Annotated in this window: 16 protein-coding genes; 7 read left to right on the plus strand and 9 right to left on the minus strand. The window is 69.6% G+C overall.

Annotated elements, in window-relative coordinates; translation table 11 throughout:
• Window positions 1–34 precede the first annotated feature (34 nt).
• The gene (sepH, locus tag AC5RW2_RS24315; protein ID WP_493999512.1) at window positions 35–1,483 is read right to left on the minus strand and encodes a septation protein SepH; all 1,449 of its coding nucleotides are present in this window, start codon (window positions 1,481–1,483) and stop codon (window positions 35–37) included.
• 324 nt (window positions 1,484–1,807) lie between these two features.
• On the opposite strand from sepH, the gene AC5RW2_RS24320 reads away from it, so the two are divergent.
• Window positions 1,808–2,110: a DUF4193 domain-containing protein gene (locus AC5RW2_RS24320; protein WP_493987423.1), complete on the plus strand. Its 303-nt coding sequence runs from the start codon at window positions 1,808–1,810 to the stop codon at window positions 2,108–2,110.
• 51 nt (window positions 2,111–2,161) lie between these two features.
• On the opposite strand, the gene AC5RW2_RS24325 is transcribed toward AC5RW2_RS24320, so the two are convergent.
• Window positions 2,162–2,668: a DUF3093 domain-containing protein gene (locus AC5RW2_RS24325; protein WP_493999513.1), complete on the minus strand. Its 507-nt coding sequence runs from the start codon at window positions 2,666–2,668 to the stop codon at window positions 2,162–2,164.
• A 191-nt stretch (window positions 2,669–2,859) separates the two neighbouring features.
• On the opposite strand from AC5RW2_RS24325, the gene dut reads away from it, so the two are divergent.
• The 4 genes from dut (at window position 2,860) to AC5RW2_RS24345 (ending at window position 5,294) form a co-directional block, all read left to right on the plus strand.
• Window positions 2,860–3,324, plus strand: coding sequence for a dUTP diphosphatase (gene dut / locus AC5RW2_RS24330; RefSeq protein ID WP_493999514.1), 465 nt, complete (start codon window positions 2,860–2,862; stop codon window positions 3,322–3,324).
• Window positions 3,325–3,442: 118 nt separating this feature from the next.
• Window positions 3,443–4,168 carry a DUF3710 domain-containing protein gene (locus tag AC5RW2_RS24335; protein WP_493999515.1) on the plus strand — a complete coding sequence of 242 codons (726 nt, stop codon included), beginning with the start codon at window positions 3,443–3,445 and terminating at the stop codon, window positions 4,166–4,168.
• Window positions 4,161–4,508 (plus strand): hypothetical protein, encoded by a 348-nt coding sequence (locus AC5RW2_RS24340; RefSeq protein ID WP_493999516.1) that lies wholly within the window; start codon window positions 4,161–4,163, stop codon window positions 4,506–4,508. The genes AC5RW2_RS24335 and AC5RW2_RS24340 overlap by 8 nt, the downstream gene beginning before the upstream one ends.
• 3 nt (window positions 4,509–4,511) lie before the next feature.
• Window positions 4,512–5,294, plus strand: a complete 783-nt coding sequence (locus AC5RW2_RS24345; protein WP_493999517.1) for a DUF3159 domain-containing protein — start codon at window positions 4,512–4,514, stop codon at window positions 5,292–5,294.
• Between the two features lie 77 nt (window positions 5,295–5,371).
• Here the strand turns inward: AC5RW2_RS24345 and AC5RW2_RS24350 are convergent, their stop codons facing one another.
• The 7 genes from AC5RW2_RS24350 to AC5RW2_RS24380 all read right to left on the minus strand — a co-directional run bounded on the left by AC5RW2_RS24350 (window position 5,372) and on the right by AC5RW2_RS24380 (window position 12,814).
• Window positions 5,372–6,055 carry a potassium channel family protein gene (locus AC5RW2_RS24350; RefSeq protein ID WP_493999518.1) on the minus strand — a complete coding sequence of 228 codons (684 nt, stop codon included), beginning with the start codon at window positions 6,053–6,055 and terminating at the stop codon, window positions 5,372–5,374.
• On the minus strand, window positions 6,052–6,726 hold the full coding sequence (locus AC5RW2_RS24355; protein WP_493977903.1) for a potassium channel family protein: 675 nt from the start codon (window positions 6,724–6,726) through the stop codon (window positions 6,052–6,054). The genes AC5RW2_RS24350 and AC5RW2_RS24355 overlap by 4 nt, the downstream gene beginning before the upstream one ends.
• A gap of 130 nt (window positions 6,727–6,856) precedes the next feature.
• Complete coding sequence (locus tag AC5RW2_RS24360) at window positions 6,857–8,341, minus strand: FGGY-family carbohydrate kinase (protein WP_494074718.1); 1,485 nt, start codon at window positions 8,339–8,341, stop codon at window positions 6,857–6,859.
• 20 nt (window positions 8,342–8,361) lie between these two features.
• Window positions 8,362–9,618: a sugar ABC transporter permease gene (locus AC5RW2_RS24365; RefSeq protein WP_493999520.1), complete on the minus strand. Its 1,257-nt coding sequence runs from the start codon at window positions 9,616–9,618 to the stop codon at window positions 8,362–8,364.
• Window positions 9,615–10,511 carry an ATP-binding cassette domain-containing protein gene (locus tag AC5RW2_RS24370; RefSeq protein WP_494001244.1) on the minus strand — a complete coding sequence of 299 codons (897 nt, stop codon included), beginning with the start codon at window positions 10,509–10,511 and terminating at the stop codon, window positions 9,615–9,617. Before AC5RW2_RS24370 ends, AC5RW2_RS24365 begins: the two co-directional genes overlap by 4 nt.
• A gap of 114 nt (window positions 10,512–10,625) precedes the next feature.
• Window positions 10,626–11,744: an ABC transporter substrate-binding protein gene (locus AC5RW2_RS24375; RefSeq protein WP_493999521.1), complete on the minus strand. Its 1,119-nt coding sequence runs from the start codon at window positions 11,742–11,744 to the stop codon at window positions 10,626–10,628.
• 59 nt (window positions 11,745–11,803) lie between these two features.
• A complete protein-coding gene (locus tag AC5RW2_RS24380) occupies window positions 11,804–12,814 on the minus strand; it encodes an NAD(P)-dependent alcohol dehydrogenase (protein ID WP_494074719.1) in 1,011 nt (336 codons plus the stop codon).
• A 217-nt stretch (window positions 12,815–13,031) separates the two neighbouring features.
• Between AC5RW2_RS24380 and AC5RW2_RS24385 the strand changes: the two genes are divergently transcribed.
• Window positions 13,032–15,005, plus strand: coding sequence for an APC family permease (locus AC5RW2_RS24385; RefSeq protein ID WP_493999523.1), 1,974 nt, complete (start codon window positions 13,032–13,034; stop codon window positions 15,003–15,005).
• Window positions 15,002–16,318, plus strand: a complete 1,317-nt coding sequence (locus AC5RW2_RS24390) for a class I SAM-dependent RNA methyltransferase (protein WP_493999524.1) — start codon at window positions 15,002–15,004, stop codon at window positions 16,316–16,318. Before AC5RW2_RS24385 ends, AC5RW2_RS24390 begins: the two co-directional genes overlap by 4 nt.
• Window positions 16,319–16,526 lie beyond the last annotated feature (208 nt).

Genomic DNA, 16,526 nt, shown 5'->3' on the forward strand with positions numbered 1-16,526 from the left:
CCCAGCCCGGGTCTTGGCTGCCGCCGGCGGCAGGTCAGTCGTGCTTGGTGCCGAAGACGATCTCGTCCCAACTGGGCACGCTGGAGCGCTTCGGCTTGATGGAGCGCTTGGGCGGTTCCGGGGCCGGATCCTCCCGCACCGTGTCTTTGGCCCCGGGTTCGGGATCGGCGGCGGTCTCCGCGCCGGCCTGCGCCGTCCGGGCCTTTTCCGCGGCCGCTCCGCTGCTGTTTTCCACGGTTTTCAGCGCTGCGGTGGAAGGACTGACAAACTCAATCCGGTCGTACGACGGGGCGCCCGTTTCCTGCGCGCCGCCGCCGGTCGCCGGCTCTGCGTCGGCCTCTTCCCCGGTGAGCTCGCCGTCCTGGTCGCGCACGCCGCTGCCGGTTGCCGCGGCCGGCTCGTCCCGCAGGAAACCGGGCGCGCCGGAGAGCGTGATTTCGTGCGTGTGGGTGCTGATCCCGTGCCCCAATTCCAGTGAAGAGACCGCGCCGTCGTCGTAGGCCGGGGCCAGCGTCAGCGGGAAGCCGGCGCGCGGCCGCGCGCCGGGATCGTCGCCGGAATCATCCGCGTCCTCGAACGAGTCGCGCGGGTGGGCCGCCGGAATCGGACCGTGGGTGAGCATCAAGGCCAGCGCGTCGTCGGCATCTTCGTCGACGCCCAGCCGCTGCCCCCGCCGGGAGCGCAGCACGTCCAGCAGCTCTTCCGACTCGGCGGACTGCCCGTCGTCCTGCCCGTCGTCCTGCCCGCCGTCCTCGTGCCCTGCCGGCTCGAGGTCCGGGTCCGCGCCGGTGTCGGCTTCGAAGTCGAAGACATGGTCGGTGACGGCCTTCAGCCGGCGCCCGGGGACCGGGCCGTCCACGGTTTCGAGCTCGCTCAGCTGCTGCGCCCACCGGTTGGCGTTCTGGATGGTGCGGCGGGCCGCATGGAAGACCCAGCGGGCGGGCGGTTCTTCCCCGATGGAGTCGGTGGCGGGAGCCGCCGGCGCGGTGAAGGACGCCACAACTTCCCACGTGCCGTCGCTGCGCCGCCAGGAATCCCAGTTCATCGACTCCGGGTCGATGCCGAAGGCGTGGATCCGGTGGTCCACCATTTCTCCCAGGGTGGCGGGCTCGTCGCCGAAGGCCGACCGGTAGCCGTCGTGGCCGGGCAGCGGGCCGGCGACTTCCACCTTGCGGGCCTGCTCGACGATGTAGTGGCGCTCGGCGAGGACCGGGCTTTCATAGCGCCGGATCCGCTGCAGGTCGAGGCCGGATTCGGCTGCGACCTCCTCGGCCGTGGCGCCCGCTCGGATGCGCGCCTGGATTTCGCGGGGGGACATACCGGCGTCCGACGGTTCGCCGGCACCGGGAGCGCGCGTTGTTGTCGGTCGGAAGACCGCTGTGCGCAGGGCTTCGTCTATGGCCAGACGGTAGTCGTCCCCACCTGCGCTCAACAGCAGATGTTCGCCATCCTCATGGACACCCACCAGCCGTAGATCCTGCATGAAAACCCTCCACCAGACGACACTTTATGCCTGAAACTCTGCCACCCATACCGGGCTTTTCCTATTGTTTTCGCGGGTGTGGCGCGGAGTTTGTGGCCAAGGTCGCCCCGGCCGGGCGCCGCGTCCGAAGGCGGCCGTGAACGCCCTGCGGCCCCCGGGTTTGGCAGGCGCACCGAAATCGGCAAGAATCTTCGCGTCACGGGCACAAAATCGACGGCGAACGCGTTGAGCCTGTGCACAGATCGTCAGGCACGGGCACGTGTCCCGGAACCGGGGGCCTGACGTGAAACTGGACCGGACCACCGGAGTGGGAGCAAAACAACAATGGCCACTGACTACGACGCCCCGCGGAAGCCTGACGAAGAGACCCACGAGGAGTCCATTGAAGAGCTGAAGTCGCACCGGCGGACCGACACGCAGTCGGCCGTCGTCGACGAGGACGAGGCCGAGGCCGCCGAGGGGTTCGAGTTGCCCGGCGCCGACCTCTCCGGCGAGGAACTGCTGGTCCGCGTACTCCCGGCCCAGCAGGACGAGTTCACCTGTGCTTCCTGCTTCCTGGTCCGCCACCGGTCGCAGGTGGCCAAGGAGAAAGACGGGCTGCTCTACTGCCGGGACTGCGAGGGGTAGCCGCCGGCAACCACGGGACCGGCCCCGCCGGGGGCCCGCCCCCCGGGGCCGCTAGGACGCGTCCGCGGCGGGGCGGTTCAGGGCCGCGGCGAGCTGCTGCGGCCGGCGCGTGGAGGCGATCCAGTAAGGGGTCAGATCCGTCTCGTCGGTGATTTCGATGGTGACCACCGGATCGATCCAGCCGCGCATGCACATGTACGCGGTGCCGTTCAGCTTGGGGCCGCGCTGCTCGGTGGCGGCCTCGCCGGTGAACGCTTCCACCCGCCCCACGTAGCGCCGCTCGATCTGGGCGCGGCCCACCTGCAGCATGGTGTCGGTGACCAGGATCCGCGGCGTGGAAGCGATCAGCAGGACGGCCAGCAGGATGGCCGCGACGACGGCGCCGATGATGCCCGCGGTCATGCTGATCGGTGCCAGCATGACGATGACCGCCGCGGCGGTGCCGGCGGCGATGAGCCAAACCCAGAAATTGGGCCACAGCCGCTCATCGAAGTGGGTCACGGAGGAAGGACCGCCGGCGGGACCGGAGCCGCCTGCAGGGGTCGCGGGTTGTGTCATGGACTCAGCTTTTCACCTTTTGACAGGCATTTCACCTTGCTCCCGGCGGGCCCCCGGATGCCCGCCCGCCCGCGGGCGCCACGGTTGAAAACGCGCTAGAGTGATGTGCGGAATATCTCAGCGGGCCCGGCCCTTGGCGGCCGCAGTCTTCCCGCCGCCACATCCGCAATCGCAAGGACAAACGATCACGAGTGCAGCAGACAACTGAAACGCTGACGGTCCAGCTGAAAATGCTCGACGACGGACTGGAACCGCCCGCCTACGCCCACCCGGGGGACGCCGGGGCCGACCTGCGGAGCCGAATCGATTTCCGGATCGCCCCGGGGGAGCGTGTCCTGGTGCCGACGGGCGTGGCGCTGGCGCTGCCGCACGGGTATGTTGCCCTGGTCCACCCACGCTCCGGGCTGGCCGCCAAGCACGGACTGACCATCGTCAACGCCCCCGGCACCGTGGACGCCGGTTACCGGGGCGAGATAGCGGTCACCTTGCTGAATACCGATGCCAGTGAAACGCTCACATTCAAGCGGGGGGACCGGATCGCGCAGCTGGTCATCCAGAAGGTGGAGACGGCCGCGTTCGAACGCGTCGCCGAGCTCCCGGATTCGACGCGGGGGGCCGGCGGATTCGGATCCACCGGAGGGTTCGGCGCCGGTTAGTTCCGCACGCGCGGTGCGGCGGGCACGCACCTGCGCGCCTGCCCGCCGCAGGCGGCATCCCCTCGGCGCAGACATTGAGCAACCCGGTGCAGGACCGGAGGAAGAGGAATCTCACGTTATGGCATTTGGGCGTTCCAAGAAGAGGAACCAGAACGACGGCGAAGGGCCGGAAGCCGCCGCGGCCGCACCTGGCGAGGATGCCACGCGGCCGGCGCCGGACAGCGGTCCCCGCCGGAACGGCCCCTACGACGACTCCGAGCAGGACACCGGTAACGGCTACCTGGATTTGGGCGCGCTGAAGGTCCGTCCCCGGGAGGGCCTGCAGCTGCGGCTGGAGGTCGAGGAAAAGTCCAAGCGGGTCGTTGCGGTGACCCTGGACCTGGCCGGTTCCAACTTGCAGCTCCAGGCATTTGCCGCGCCGAAATCCGAGGGGCTGTGGAAGGAAATCCGCACCCAGATCGCGAGTTCCGTGGGGTCACAGGGCGGCACGGTCCAAGAGATCGACGGACCGATGGGCACCGAGGTGGTGGCCAAGCTGCCGGCACAGACCGCCGACGGGAAGCAGGGCTTCCGGGTGGCCCGCTTCCTCGGCGTCGACGGGCCGCGCTGGTTCCTGCGCGGCGTGATCGGGGGACCCGCCGCGCTGGACCGGGCCAAGGCCGCGGACCTCGAGGAACTCTTCCGTTCCACCGTGGTGGTCCGGGGCTCGCAGCCGCTGCCGCCCAAGGACCTGCTGCAGCTCAAGATGCCCAAGGGCGTCCCGGGCCCGCCGCAACCCGAGGCGCCGCGCAACCCCGGACTGACCGCGCCCGAGCGGGGCCCGGAGATCACCGAGATTGGCTGACCGCTCCCGCGTCCATCGCGGCCCTGCGGACAGCCCCATCGCCCGGCTGCCAGAGCGCGGCCACGTCGCCGGAACCGGGTTGGTTGAGGCGATCACCATCGCGCCGCCGGGGCAGCCGCCGCGGTTTGCCGCCGTCGTCACCGACGCGGGCCAGCAGGAGCCGGGCAAGTCCCGTGACGGCGGGCACCCGCGGGTCCGGCTGGTCTGGCTGGGGCAGCGCCGCGTGCCCGGCATCGCGGCGGGCATCCGGTTGGCCTTCGAGGGAATGCTGTTCAGGGTGGAAGGAACCGCCACCATCTACAATCCGCGCTACGAGATCCTCAGCCCGTTGGAGAATTAACCCATGACAGATCAGCAGCCGGACTCCGGTCCGCACAGCGTGCCGCCGGCCGGGGACGGGCAGCCCTCCGGCGCGCGTCCGGAACCCGCGGGAGAACCGGGCAACAGGCGCCCGGACGCGGCCGAGGCGCTTGCCGGCGCCTACGCGGCGAGCGCCGCGGTCCACCGCACCGACGACGGACAGATCGACGTGCTGAAGACCGTGGGCGGCGTCCGCGGGCTGGCCGAGAGCATCCTGCCGGGCGTGATCTTCCTGGTGGTGTTCACCATCGGCCGGGAGCTCGGCCCGGCGCTGATCGGAGCGCTGGCGGCCGCCGCCGTCTTCACCGTGCTGCGCCTGGTGCAGCGGGGCACCGTGACGCAGGCCTTCTCCGGCCTCGTGGGGGTCGCCATCTGCGCCTTCGTCGCCAACAGCACGGGCCGGGCCGAGGACTTCTATGTCTGGGGCTTCATCACGAATGCCGCCTACATTCTGGTCATGCTGGTTTCGGTGGCCGTCAAGTGGCCGGTGCTGGGCCTGATCTTCGGGCTGATCCGCAGCGAGGGAACGGCATGGCGGCAGCAGCCGCAACGGCTGAAGGCGTACACCATGGCCACCTGGATCGTGATGGCGGTGCTCCTGCTGCGGCTTGTGGTGCAGCTTCCCCTCTACCTGATGGGCGAGGACGGCCTGGTGGCGCTGGGCACCACCCGCTTGCTCATGGGCGTGCCGCTGTACGCGCTGGGGCTGTGGCTGGCGTGGCTGGTCTCTCGCCCGGCGTCCGTCGAGGCCGCCCGGGCCGAGTGAGCCGGCCCGCCGCCGCCGCGGCCGGCCGGGCCGAGTGAGCTGGCCCGCCGCCGCCGCTGCCGGCCGGGCCGCGTGACCTAGTCGGCCGCCGCCGCGGCGGCGGGCCGGCCGGTCAGGACCGCACGCAGTTCGTCCTCGGCGGCGATGGTCGTGATGAAGAAGAGCTCGTCGCTGCCTTCCACCACGTCGTCAGGGCTCGGCGTGATCGGCGCGTCGTCGCGCAGGATGGCCACCACCGTGGCATCCTGCGGCCAGGCGATGGAGCCGAGCCGCTGACCGATCAGCGCCGAGTCCGCGGGAACCGTGAACTCGACCATGGACGCGACGCCGCTCTGCAAGGTCAGCAGCCGGACCAGGTCCCCGATCTCCACGGCTTCCTCCACCAGGGCGGTCATCAGGCGCGGGGTGTTCACGGCAACATCCACGCCCCAGGAGTCGTCGAACATCCAGTCGTTCTTGGGGTTGTTCACGCGTCCCACCGTGCGGCCGACGCCGAACTCGCTCTTGGCCAGCAGCGAGACCACCAGGTTGACCTTGTCGTCGCCGGTGGCCGAGACCACCACGTCGGCTTCTTCCAGCCGGGCTTCACGCAGGGTGGTGATCTCGCAGGCGTCGCCGATCAGCCAGCGCGCGCCCTTCAGCCCGCTGCGGCCGATCACCTCGGGCTTCGGATCGATCAGCAGGATGTCGTGGTTGTTCGAGAGCAACTCCCGAGCAATCGACGATCCGACGCTGCCGGCGCCGGCAATGACCACCCTCATTCGGACTCCTCCACGGGGGGCTTGGACAGGATCCTGTCGATTTCGAAGGTCGAATCCACCGCCATCATGGCGTGGACGATGTCGCCCTTTTGGTAGCGGGTGCCGCGGGCGGGCAGGATTCCCTCGCCGAAACGGGTCAGGTAGGCCACCCGGGCGCCGGAGGCGGCTTCAATCTCGGCCAGTTCCCGGCCCACCCAGCCGTCGTCCAGTTGCACCTCACCCAGGATCAGGCGGCCGGAGGCCTCACGGAAGTCGCCCTTGATGCCCTGTTCGGGCAGGATCCGCCGCAGCACCTGATCGGCGCTCCAGCGCACCGCGGCCACCGTGGGGATGCCGAGCCGCTGGTAGATCTCGGCGCGGCCGGGATCGTAGATGCGGGCCACCACATGCGGCACGTGGAAGGTTTCGCGGGCCACCCGGGTGGCGAGGATGTTGGAGTTATCGCCGCTGGAAACGGCAGCGAAGGCATAGGCGTTCTCGATGTCTGCGTGCCGCAGGGTGTCGCGGTCGAATCCGACGCCGGTGACCTTGCGGCCGGTGAACCCCGAGCGCAGCCGGCGGAATGCCCGGTCGTCCTGGTCGATAATGGCCACGCTGTGCCCCGAGTCCTCCAGGGTGTGGGCCAGCGTCACGCCTACGCGCCCGCAGCCCATGATCACAAAGTGCGCCATCCACGTCCTTCCGGCACCCGCTGCAACGCGGGAATCAAATGTACTGCAACCATAACGCTGAACCGGTCCATCGATGCCATGAGCCCGGGGTTCGAAACGGCGCCGGCGCCAGCGCGCCGGTCGGGACCGCCTACCCGGCCGCGGGCTCCTGCAGGGCGGCGAGCACGTGCATGTGCTCCCGGTTCGACGGGTACAGGTGGCTGTAGGTGGCGTAGAGCTTTTCATACAGCGGAGCCGTCGCTAAATCGGGACTCACGGTCGCCGCCGTGCGCGCCCAGTTCGTCCCGGCGGGCACGGCCCCGGTGCCGATGGCGGCGAGCAGCGCGTCCCCGTAGCTGGCGCCGATGGCCTGTTCCGGGACCAGCTGTTCGCGCCCGCTGATGTTGCTGACGATTTCCGTCCAGAGCCTGGCCTTGGTGCCGCCGCCGACGGCCACGACGCGCCGGATCGGTTCGCCCGCGTGCTCGAGGTACTCCAGGATCTGCCGGATGCCGAAGCCGATGCCCTCATAGGCGGCACGAAACAGATGGCCGCGCCCGTGGCGCAGCGACAGGCCGGTGATCAGCCCGCGGGCGTCCGGGTCGAAGACAGGGGTCCGTTCGCCGGCGAAGTAGGGCAGCAGCAGCAGACCGTCGGATCCCGGCGGCACCGCGGTGGCCTCAGTGACGAGCTGCTCGAACGGGACGTCGCCGAACAGCCGCTGCAACCACGTGGTCAGGCTCCCGGACGTGGACATCCCCGCGGCCAAGGTCAGCGACCCCGGCTCCACGCCGGCCGTCGTCCAGAGCTTGGGTTCGGACCGGAACTCCCCGAGGACCTGGACGAAGAACATCGTGGAGCCGTACATCAGCATGAGGTCGCCCGGCTGCCGCACGCCCGCGCTGAACGCCTCGGCCCAGGCGTCGACGGTGCCCGCGCAGACCGGCACGCCCTCCGGCAGCCCCGTGGCATCGGCCGCCCGGCGGTGGACCCGGCCGCCGACGTCCGACGGCCACGCCAGCCGGGGCTCCGGCAGGTGGCCGGCGACGGCGCCGTACCGGTCCGGATGCCACCGGTTGCCGCGAAGGTCGTAGAGCGGATCGCATTGGCTGGCGGTGTGGTGGTCCAACACCAGCTCGCCGGTCAGCTTGGCCAGGATGAAGGAGTTCAGGCTGTGCCAGTTCCGGGCGCGGGCGAAGACCTCCGGCTCCCGGTTGCGGAGCCAGCGGAGCTTCGGTCCCACGGCCTGGGAGGACAGGACCTTGCCCGCCTCGCGAAAGATTTCCTCGGCACCGAACTCCTCCGTCAATTCGCGGATTTCGACGACGGCGCGCGCGTCGATTCCGTACAGGATCGCCGGCCGCAACGGGACCAGGTTCTCGTCCGTGACCACCAGGGACGGACCCATCGCGCTGACACACACGCCGGCGACGGCCCCGGCGTCGTTCCGCGACAAGAGCTCCCGGCACAGCCGGACCACTTCCGCCCACGCCCCGCCCTCGGCGTCGAACTCGGCCCAGCCGGGCCGCGGGTAGCTGACCTCGTGCGCGACCGCGGCGCTGTCCAGCACCCCGCCCCCGGCGTCCGCCAGCACGGCCTTGCTGCTGCCCGTGCCGATGTCGATGCCCAGGAACATGTCGCTCCGGCGGCCGGCCACTAGGCGCGGCCGTGCGAGGTGCGGGACTTGCGGGAGACGGCGTCGAGGATCACGGCCAGCAGCAGCACCAGGCCGGTGATCATGTACCGGAAAGAGGACTCAAGGTTCAGCAGGGTGAGGCCGCTGGAGATGGACTGGATGACCAGGATGCCCAGGAGGGCCGAGAAGGCCGAGCCGCGGCCGCCGAACAGGCTGGTCCCGCCGATCACCGCGGCGGCGATGGCGTTCAGGTTCACGTCCCCGGTGCCGCTGCTCTGCGCCGAGGCGGCCAACCGGCCGGCCGCCAGCATGCCGCCGACGGCCGCGAACGTCGAGCACAGGACGAAGATGGACACGTAGACGCGGTTGACGGCGATGCCGGCCCGCCGCGCCGCTTCCCGGTTGCCGCCGACGGCGTAGACGGAGCGGCCCCACTGGGTCCGGGTGAAGGCGTAGTGCATCACCAGCACCAGGGCGGCGAAGAAGACGAACATCCAGCCGACGCCGCGGGCCTGGTTCAGGTACCAGACCGCGAACAGCAGGATCACGGCCAGCAGGATGGTCTGCATCACGACCAGCCGCATCGGGCGCCCGGACAGGCCCGCCTTGACCCGCTGGCGGGAGAGCGTGAGCTGGCTGAGGAAGAAGCCGGCCACGCCGACGACCGCCAGCACGTACGACAGCCAGCCCGGCACGAAGGCCTGCTGGCCGAACCAGACGAGGAAGGAATCGAACGGCAGGTTGATGGTGCCCTCGACCCCGAGCACGAACAGTTGCAGTCCGAGGAAACCGAGCAGGCCGGCCAGCGTGATCACGAAGGACGGGACCCCGAACCTGGTGTAGACCAGCGAATAGACCAGCCCGATCACGGCGCCGGCCGCCATCGCGGTCAGGATCGCCAGCCCGATGGGCCAGTCCTGCTTGATGAAGGTGACTCCCACGATCGCGGCCGACAGGCCGCTGACGGAGCCGACGGACAAATCGATTTCGCCGACCAGCAGGACGCAGACGATGCCCAGCGCGATGACCCCGACGGCGGCGCTTTCCAGCAGCAGGTTGACCAGGTTGGCGCTGGAGAGGAAGAACGGGTTGAGCACCTGGAAGATGGACCAGATGACCAGCAGCCCGACGACGATGGGCAGCACGCCCAGGTCGCCGCCGCGGACCCGGTTGATCCCGACCTTGACGGCGCCCTTGAAGCCCTCGGTCCGGATCAGCCGTTCGTCCTGCAGGTCGGTGGCCACCGGGATGACCGGGGCGGCTGGATTCGTTGTCATGGTACGGTCCCTTCTTCCGGTGCTCCTGCCCCCGACCCCTGTCGGCCCGCGCTTCCGGCGGCCTGGCCGGGCGGGAGCGAGCCTCCGCCCGGTCCGCCCAGCCCGGCCCCCTCGGCCCCGCCGTTCGTTCCTGCCGCGCCGCCCGCCGCCGCTGCCCCGGTCTGGGCGGCGCGCTGGGTCACGACGTTGTCCGTGGCTCCGGTGATGGCGGCGATCAGGTCGTCGGTCGAGACGTCCTTCATCCGGAACGTGCCGTTGTTCTTCCCCAGCCGCAGCACCGCGACACGGTCGGAGACGGCTTTGACGTCCTGCATGCTGTGGCTGATCATGATCACCGCGAGGCCGTTTTCGCGCAGCCGCTCCACCAGGTTCAGCACCTCGGCCGTCTGCGCCACGCCGAGGGCTGCGGTGGGCTCGTCGAGGATGATGAGCTTGGGGCTGCCGAGCAGCGACCGGGCGATGGCGACGGTCTGGCGCTGGCCGCCGGAGAGGGAGGCAACCGCGATGCGGACCGAGGGGATCTTCGCCGAGAGCTGGCGCAGCAGCTTCCACGACTGGACCTCCATCTCCACTTCGTTCAGCCGCCAGGCGCCCAGCTCCCGGCCGAGGAAGAGGTTGTCTACCACGCTGAGGTTGTCGCAGAGGGCGAGGTCCTGGAATACCGTGGCGATGCCCAGCTGAATGGAATCCACCGGCGTGTGGATCGTCACGTCCTGGCCGTCGAAGTTCACGGTACCGGCGTCCTGGGGATGCACGCCCGCGAGGATCTTGACCAGCGTCGACTTCCCGGCGCCGTTGTCGCCGACGAGGGCGACCACTTCGCCGGCGTGGACGTCCAGGTCGATGTCGGTCAAGGCGGCCACGGCACCGAAGTGCTTGCTCACGCCCCGCATGGACAGTACCGGGGCGGTAGCCTCCGGCCGTTCCGCTGACACAGTGGACACTGCTTCCCCTTCCCTTACGACGGCAGTGCCGCGGTGGGCGCGGCACCGCCGTTCGCGGCTGCGCTACTTGATGCCGAGTTCGTCGCAGCCCGCCTTGTACTCGCCGGTGCAGATTTCTTCAGGCTTGTAGATGCCGCCGTCGAAAATCACTTCCTTGACGTTCTCCTTGGTGACCACCGTCGGCACGAACAGCGCTGACGGGGTGTTAAAGAGCGTCGCGTCGGGTTCGGGGGTCTCGCCGTTGAGCAGCTGGACCGCCACCTCTGCCGACTTTTCGGCGACTATCTTGATGGGCTTGGAGATCGTGTTGTACTGGTCGCCCTTGATGATCCGCTGGATCGCGGCGACCTCCGCGTCGTTGCCGGTGACCGGCGGGAAGGGCGAGACACCGGCGGCCTTCAGGGCGGCGATGGAGCCGCCGGCCGTGCCGTCGTTGGCGGCCACGATGCCGGTGATGTCTTCACCGAACTGGGTGATCTGGCCGGCCACCCAGTCCTGGGCCTTCGACGGCTGCCACTCCGGGGTGTCATACGAGGCCAGGATTTTATGCTCGCTGGCCTCGACCGCTTCCGTCGCGCCCTCCTTGATCAGCTGCGCGGCCCGGTCCGTGGGGGAGCCGTTGACCATCAGCACCCCTCCGGTCTCTTCGCCGTCGGCGTCCAGCTTCTTGACCAGGTCCTCGGCGATGAGGCTGCCGATCTTCTTGTTGTCGAAGGAGACGTAGAAGTCCGCCGGCGTGTCCGGGACCGGCCGGTCGTAGGTGACAACCTTGATGCCCTGGCCCTTCGCGGTGTTGACCAGCGAGGCGGCAGCGGTGCTGTCCACCGGGTCCAGGACCAGGACCTCGACGCCCTGGGTGATCATGGCGTTGGCCTGCTGCTGCTGCTTGTTCGCGTCGCCGTCGGCGTTCTGGTACAGCACCTCGCAGCCGCCGCACAGTTCTTCGACCTTGGCCTTGAACAGCGGGCTGTCCTGCTGCTCGTAGCGGGTCGAAGCACGGTCCGGCATCAGGAACGCGATCTTGCCCTCGGCCTGGCCGCCGCCACCGCCTGCTGTCCCGCCGCCGCCGCCTCCGGCACCGCCGCCTTCACCGCCGCCGCCACCACCGCAAGCAGTCATGCCGGCTGCAAGAACGAGGGCCGTGGTGAGGCCCATGATTCCCCGTGTGTTCTTCTTGTTCATCGGAACTCCTCTTACTGGGGGCGTGCCGCGTTGCCGTTCGTGCGTTCCGGCGTCCGCGGTCAGAGCCGCTGGGGGTAGATCATCGCCTTGAGCGATTCGGGTTCGGTGGAGGTGTTTTCCAGGGCGGCCGCGGTCTGCGGCAGGGCAAAGCTGTGTGTTACCAGTCCCTCCAGGTTGATCCGGCCGGAGGACACCAGGTCAATGCCCAGCGGCCAGGTGTTGTTGTACCGGTTCACCATCGAGATGGTGATCTCCTTCCAATTGAGCGTGGACAGGGGCAGCGGCACCTCGTCGGCCTTGGCCAGGCCGATGACGGCTGCCCGCCCGGCCTCGCGCAACCGGCCGAGCCCGGAGGCGAGGACGCCGCCGGCGCCCGAGCATTCCAGCAGCACGTCAAAGGTTTGCGCCGCGGGCGCGTCGCTCTTCTCCACCGCGAAGCCGTGGTCGCGGGCCACGCCGAGCCGGTACTCGGAGATGTCCGTGACCGTGACGCTTCCCGCGCCGAGGGCCCGCGCCGCCTCGGCGGCAAGCAGGCCCACCGGTCCGGCGCCGGTGATCAGCACGTCGTCGCCGGCCTGGAGGTTCGCCCGCCGGCAGCCCCACAACCCCACGGACAGCGGCTCGAGCAGCGCGCCGTCTTCGTAGCTCATCGAATTTGGGATCGGGAAGTAGCAGCGGGCGTCCATGGCCAGGTACTGCAGCAGTGCGCCGTCGTAGGGCGGGGTGGCCAAAAATTCGAGGTTCGGGCAGAGGTGGTAGCGCCCCGCCCGGCACTCTTCGCAGCTGCGGTCCGGCGTGCCCGGCTCGACGGCCACCCGGTCGCCGACGCGCACGTTGCCGACGCCTTCGCCGACGGCGACCACCTCGCCGGAGACCTCGTGCCCCAGGATGAACGGGCCGTCAACGACGAAGGGGCCGATCTTCCCGTAGCGGTAATAGGCGACGTCGGAGCCGCAGACCCCCACGGCTTCCACCCGGATCACGGCCTGGCCCCGGCCCGGCTCGGGCATCGGGCGCTCCTGCATCTCGATGCTGCTCAGGCCGGTCATCACGGCGGCGGCATTGCCCATCTAAGACTCCTTAGCGAGCAGTCACTGGGTCAAACGGCCCCGGACCCCCGAATGTGATACAACGCACATTCATACGCATATGCTAACCCCGGCGGACGTGCCGCCGCTATGAAAGTGCGGGTCGGAGGCCCCCTGGCCCCGTAAATTCCGGCCGGCAGTCTAGACTCTAAGCCGTGAAGATCCGGACCCACTGGCTGCATGTGCCACCGAGGGAAACGTGCTGACATTCCTCGATGCCCTCAAGCGGGTCCTGGTGGGCAAGCCGTTCCGCAGCGAGCGGCTGAAGCAGGATGCGCTGCCGCGGCGCCTGGCGGTTCCGGTCTTCTCAGCGAACGCGCTCTCCTCGGTGGCCTACGCCCCGGACGAGATCCTGCTCACGCTGGCACTGGCGGGCGTCGCGGCGATCGCCCTGTCGCCCTGGGTCGGACTGGCGGTCATGGTGGTGCTGCTGGTCCTGGTGGCTTCCTACCGGCAAAGCATCCACGCGTATCCATCCGGCGGCGACTACGCGATCGCCACCAGGAACCTGGGCAAGCCGGCGGGCATCACGGTGGGCTCCGCGCTGATGTTGGACTACGTGCTCACCGTCGCGGTGTCCATGTCTTCGGCGGCCCACTACCTCGTGTCCGCCGTTCCGGCGCTCAAGGGCTGGCAGCCCGGAGCGGCCGTCGCCGGCATCGCGATCCTCGCCCTGCTCCATCTGCGCGGGCTGGGACGCGGGCGCCTGACCGTGGCGATCGCCACCTATGTCTTTGTGGGCACCGTGCTGCTGATGTGCCTGGCCGGATTTGTCCTTGACCTCACCGGAAACCTGGGCGAGGCACCCAGCGCTGCGTTCGACGTCGTGCCGGAACCCGGCCTGGAGGCGGGCCTGACCGGGCTGGCCGGCGCACTGCTGGTACTGCGGGCCTTCTCCACGGGCGCCGCGGCACTCACCGGCTTGGAGACACCGGCCAGCAATGTGCCGGCCTTCGAGAAGCCGCGCGCCAGGAACGCCGGCTTTGCGCTGCTGATGCTGGGCATCTCCGCAACCGTGATCACCATGGCGGTGATGTACCTGGCCCGGGCCACGGAGGTGCGGGTGGTGCAGGTCCCGGCCGACCAGCTGCGGCTGGACGGAGGGCCGCTGCCGGCGGGCTATTTCCAGTCCCCGGTGCTCAGCCAGCTGGCGGAGACGGTTTTCGGCGGCGGCGCCCCGCTCTTCTACCTGACGGTCGCGGCCACCGCAGCAATCCTGGTGCTGGCCAGCCATTCGGCGTTCAACGCCTTCCCGCAGCTGGCATCGATCCTCGCCACCGACGGCTTCCTGCCCCGCCAGCTGCGAACCCGCGGGGACCGGCTCAGCTACAGCAACGGTGTGCTCGCACTGGCGGCCGCGGCCGTGGTGCTGGTGCTGATGTTCAACGCGGACGTCACCCGGCTGATCCCGCTCTACGTCATCGGCGTGATCGTTTCCTTCACCTGCAGCCAGCTGGGCATGATCCGGCACTGGTCCCGCGAAATACGGGCCACGCCGCACCGCCCGGTGCGGCGCCGGATGCTGCGCTCGCGGTTCATTAACATGGTCGGTTTCATCCTGACCGTGACCGTGCTGGTGGTGGTACTGGTCAGCAAGTTCGTTTTCGGAGCCTGGCTGGCCGTGCTCGGCATCATCCTGCTCGGGCTGGTCATGCACAGCATCAACCGCCATTACGTCCAGGTCGCCCGCGAGCTCGCGATCGACCCGGACCAACCGACCACCGCGCTGCCGTCCCGGGTACACGCAGTCATCCTGGTCTCGCACGTACGCAAACCGACGCTCCGGGCGCTTGCCTTCGCCCGGGCCTCGCGGCCGTCCCGGCTCGACGCCGTGGTGGTGGACCTGGACCGGGAACAGACCGAGCAGACCCTGCGCGACTGGGAGAAGCTCAACATCCCGGTTCCGATCACGGTGCTCGCTTCCCCGTACCGCGAGACCACCACGCCGATCATCGACTACATCAAGAGCATCCGCCGGGACTCGCCCCGCGAACTGGTGGTGGTCTACATCCCCGAATACGTGGTGGGACGCTGGTGGGAGCAGCTGGTGCACAACCAGACCGCGCTGCGCATCAAGACCCGCCTGCACTTCGAGCCCGGCGTCATGGTGGCCAGCGTGCCGTGGCAACTGGCCTCCTCCGATTCCGTCCGCCGCTACCAGGAGCTTTCATGACCGACCCCGCACCGCAACTGATCGAGCTGACCGTCGGCGCTCCGGCGCACGGAGGCCACTTCGTCGCGCGGCACGACGGCCGGGTGGTGTTCGTCCGGCACGCTCTGCCCGGGGAGCGGGTCCTGGCACGCGTCACCGAGGGCGGACCGGACGCGGGATTCTGGCGGGCGGACACCGTCCAGGTGCTGGAAGCGTCTCCGGACCGGGTGGAGCATCCCTGGGCGCCGGCGGACGCGTTGGCCGCGGCCGAAGCCGGCCGGCCGGCCGTGGGCGGCGCCGAGTTCGGCCACATCGGGCTGGACGCCCAGCGCCGGCTGAAGGGCCTGATCTTCGCCGAACAGCTGCAACGTCTGGCCAAGCTGGAACGGCAGGTCACCGTGGAAGCCCCCGCGGGGGAGTACGACGACGGGCTCGGCTGGCGCACGCGCGCCGCGTTCGGCGTGGGGTCCGACGGGCGCCTCGCCATGCACGCGCACCGGTCCGATGAGCTGATACCCGTCGAGGCGATGCCGCTGGCCGCGGACGGGGTCAACGACCTGCGGTTGTGGGAGTTGGATCTTTCGGGGCTGGAGCGGGTGGAGGTGGCCGCGCCCGCCGACGGGAGCACGCCGCTGGTGCTGTTGGTGCCCGGCGCGGGGACAACGCCCAAACGGTTGGCGAAGATCGCCGACCGGATCGAACCCGGCGTGTCGGTTGCCGCGTGGGAGCCCGTGCCCGGGCGGCTCACCCGGTTGCGGGGACGCATTTGGGTTTCCGAAACCAACGGGCGGCACCAGTACCGCGTGACGGGAGACGGCTTCTGGCAGATTCACCGGCTGGCGCCGGCCACGTTGACTGCCGCCGTCCTGGACGGTGTTGCGCCCCGGGCGGGGGAGAGGGTGGCCGACCTCTATGCGGGTGCCGGACTTTTCACGGCGCCCTTGGCGGATGCCGTCGGGGTGACCGGCAACGTTCTCTCCGTCGAGGGCTCGCCGGCCGCCAGCAAAGACGCCCGCAAGAACCTGCACGGTTTCGGGCAGGTCGAGATCCTCCAGGGCAAGGTCGAGCGGGTGCTGCGCTCGCAGCCCGAAGAGATGGACGCCGTCGTCCTTGACCCGCCCCGCGCGGGCGCCGGAAAAGCCGTGGTGCAGGCGGTGGCCGCCCGAAACCCGCGGGCGGTCGGCTACGTGTCCTGTGACCCGGCGTCCTTCGCCCGGGACCTGGGCTACTTCCTGCAGCTGGGCTGGAACCTCGACTCGCTGCACGTGTTCGACCTGTACCCGCATACCCACCACATGGAGTCCTTTGCCGTGCTCACACCGGGGCGCCGCTGAGCGGGAGTGCGCGAATCCCGGCTGTGAGGCAGGCCACGGGCGCCGCTCCGGTTCCTGCCAACCGGCTACCCGATAGGATGGGGGCAGCGGTTCCGGACGAAGCATATTGTCTCTGGCTTGTAAATTCTGCGGGCTGCGGCGCGTCAAAAAGGCCAGAGGCCGAGCCCACAGCTGTCCCTTCACACTTAGGGATGCCTAACTAGCGGGT

This window comes from Arthrobacter sp. B0316-1-20, from assembly GCF_059091865.1.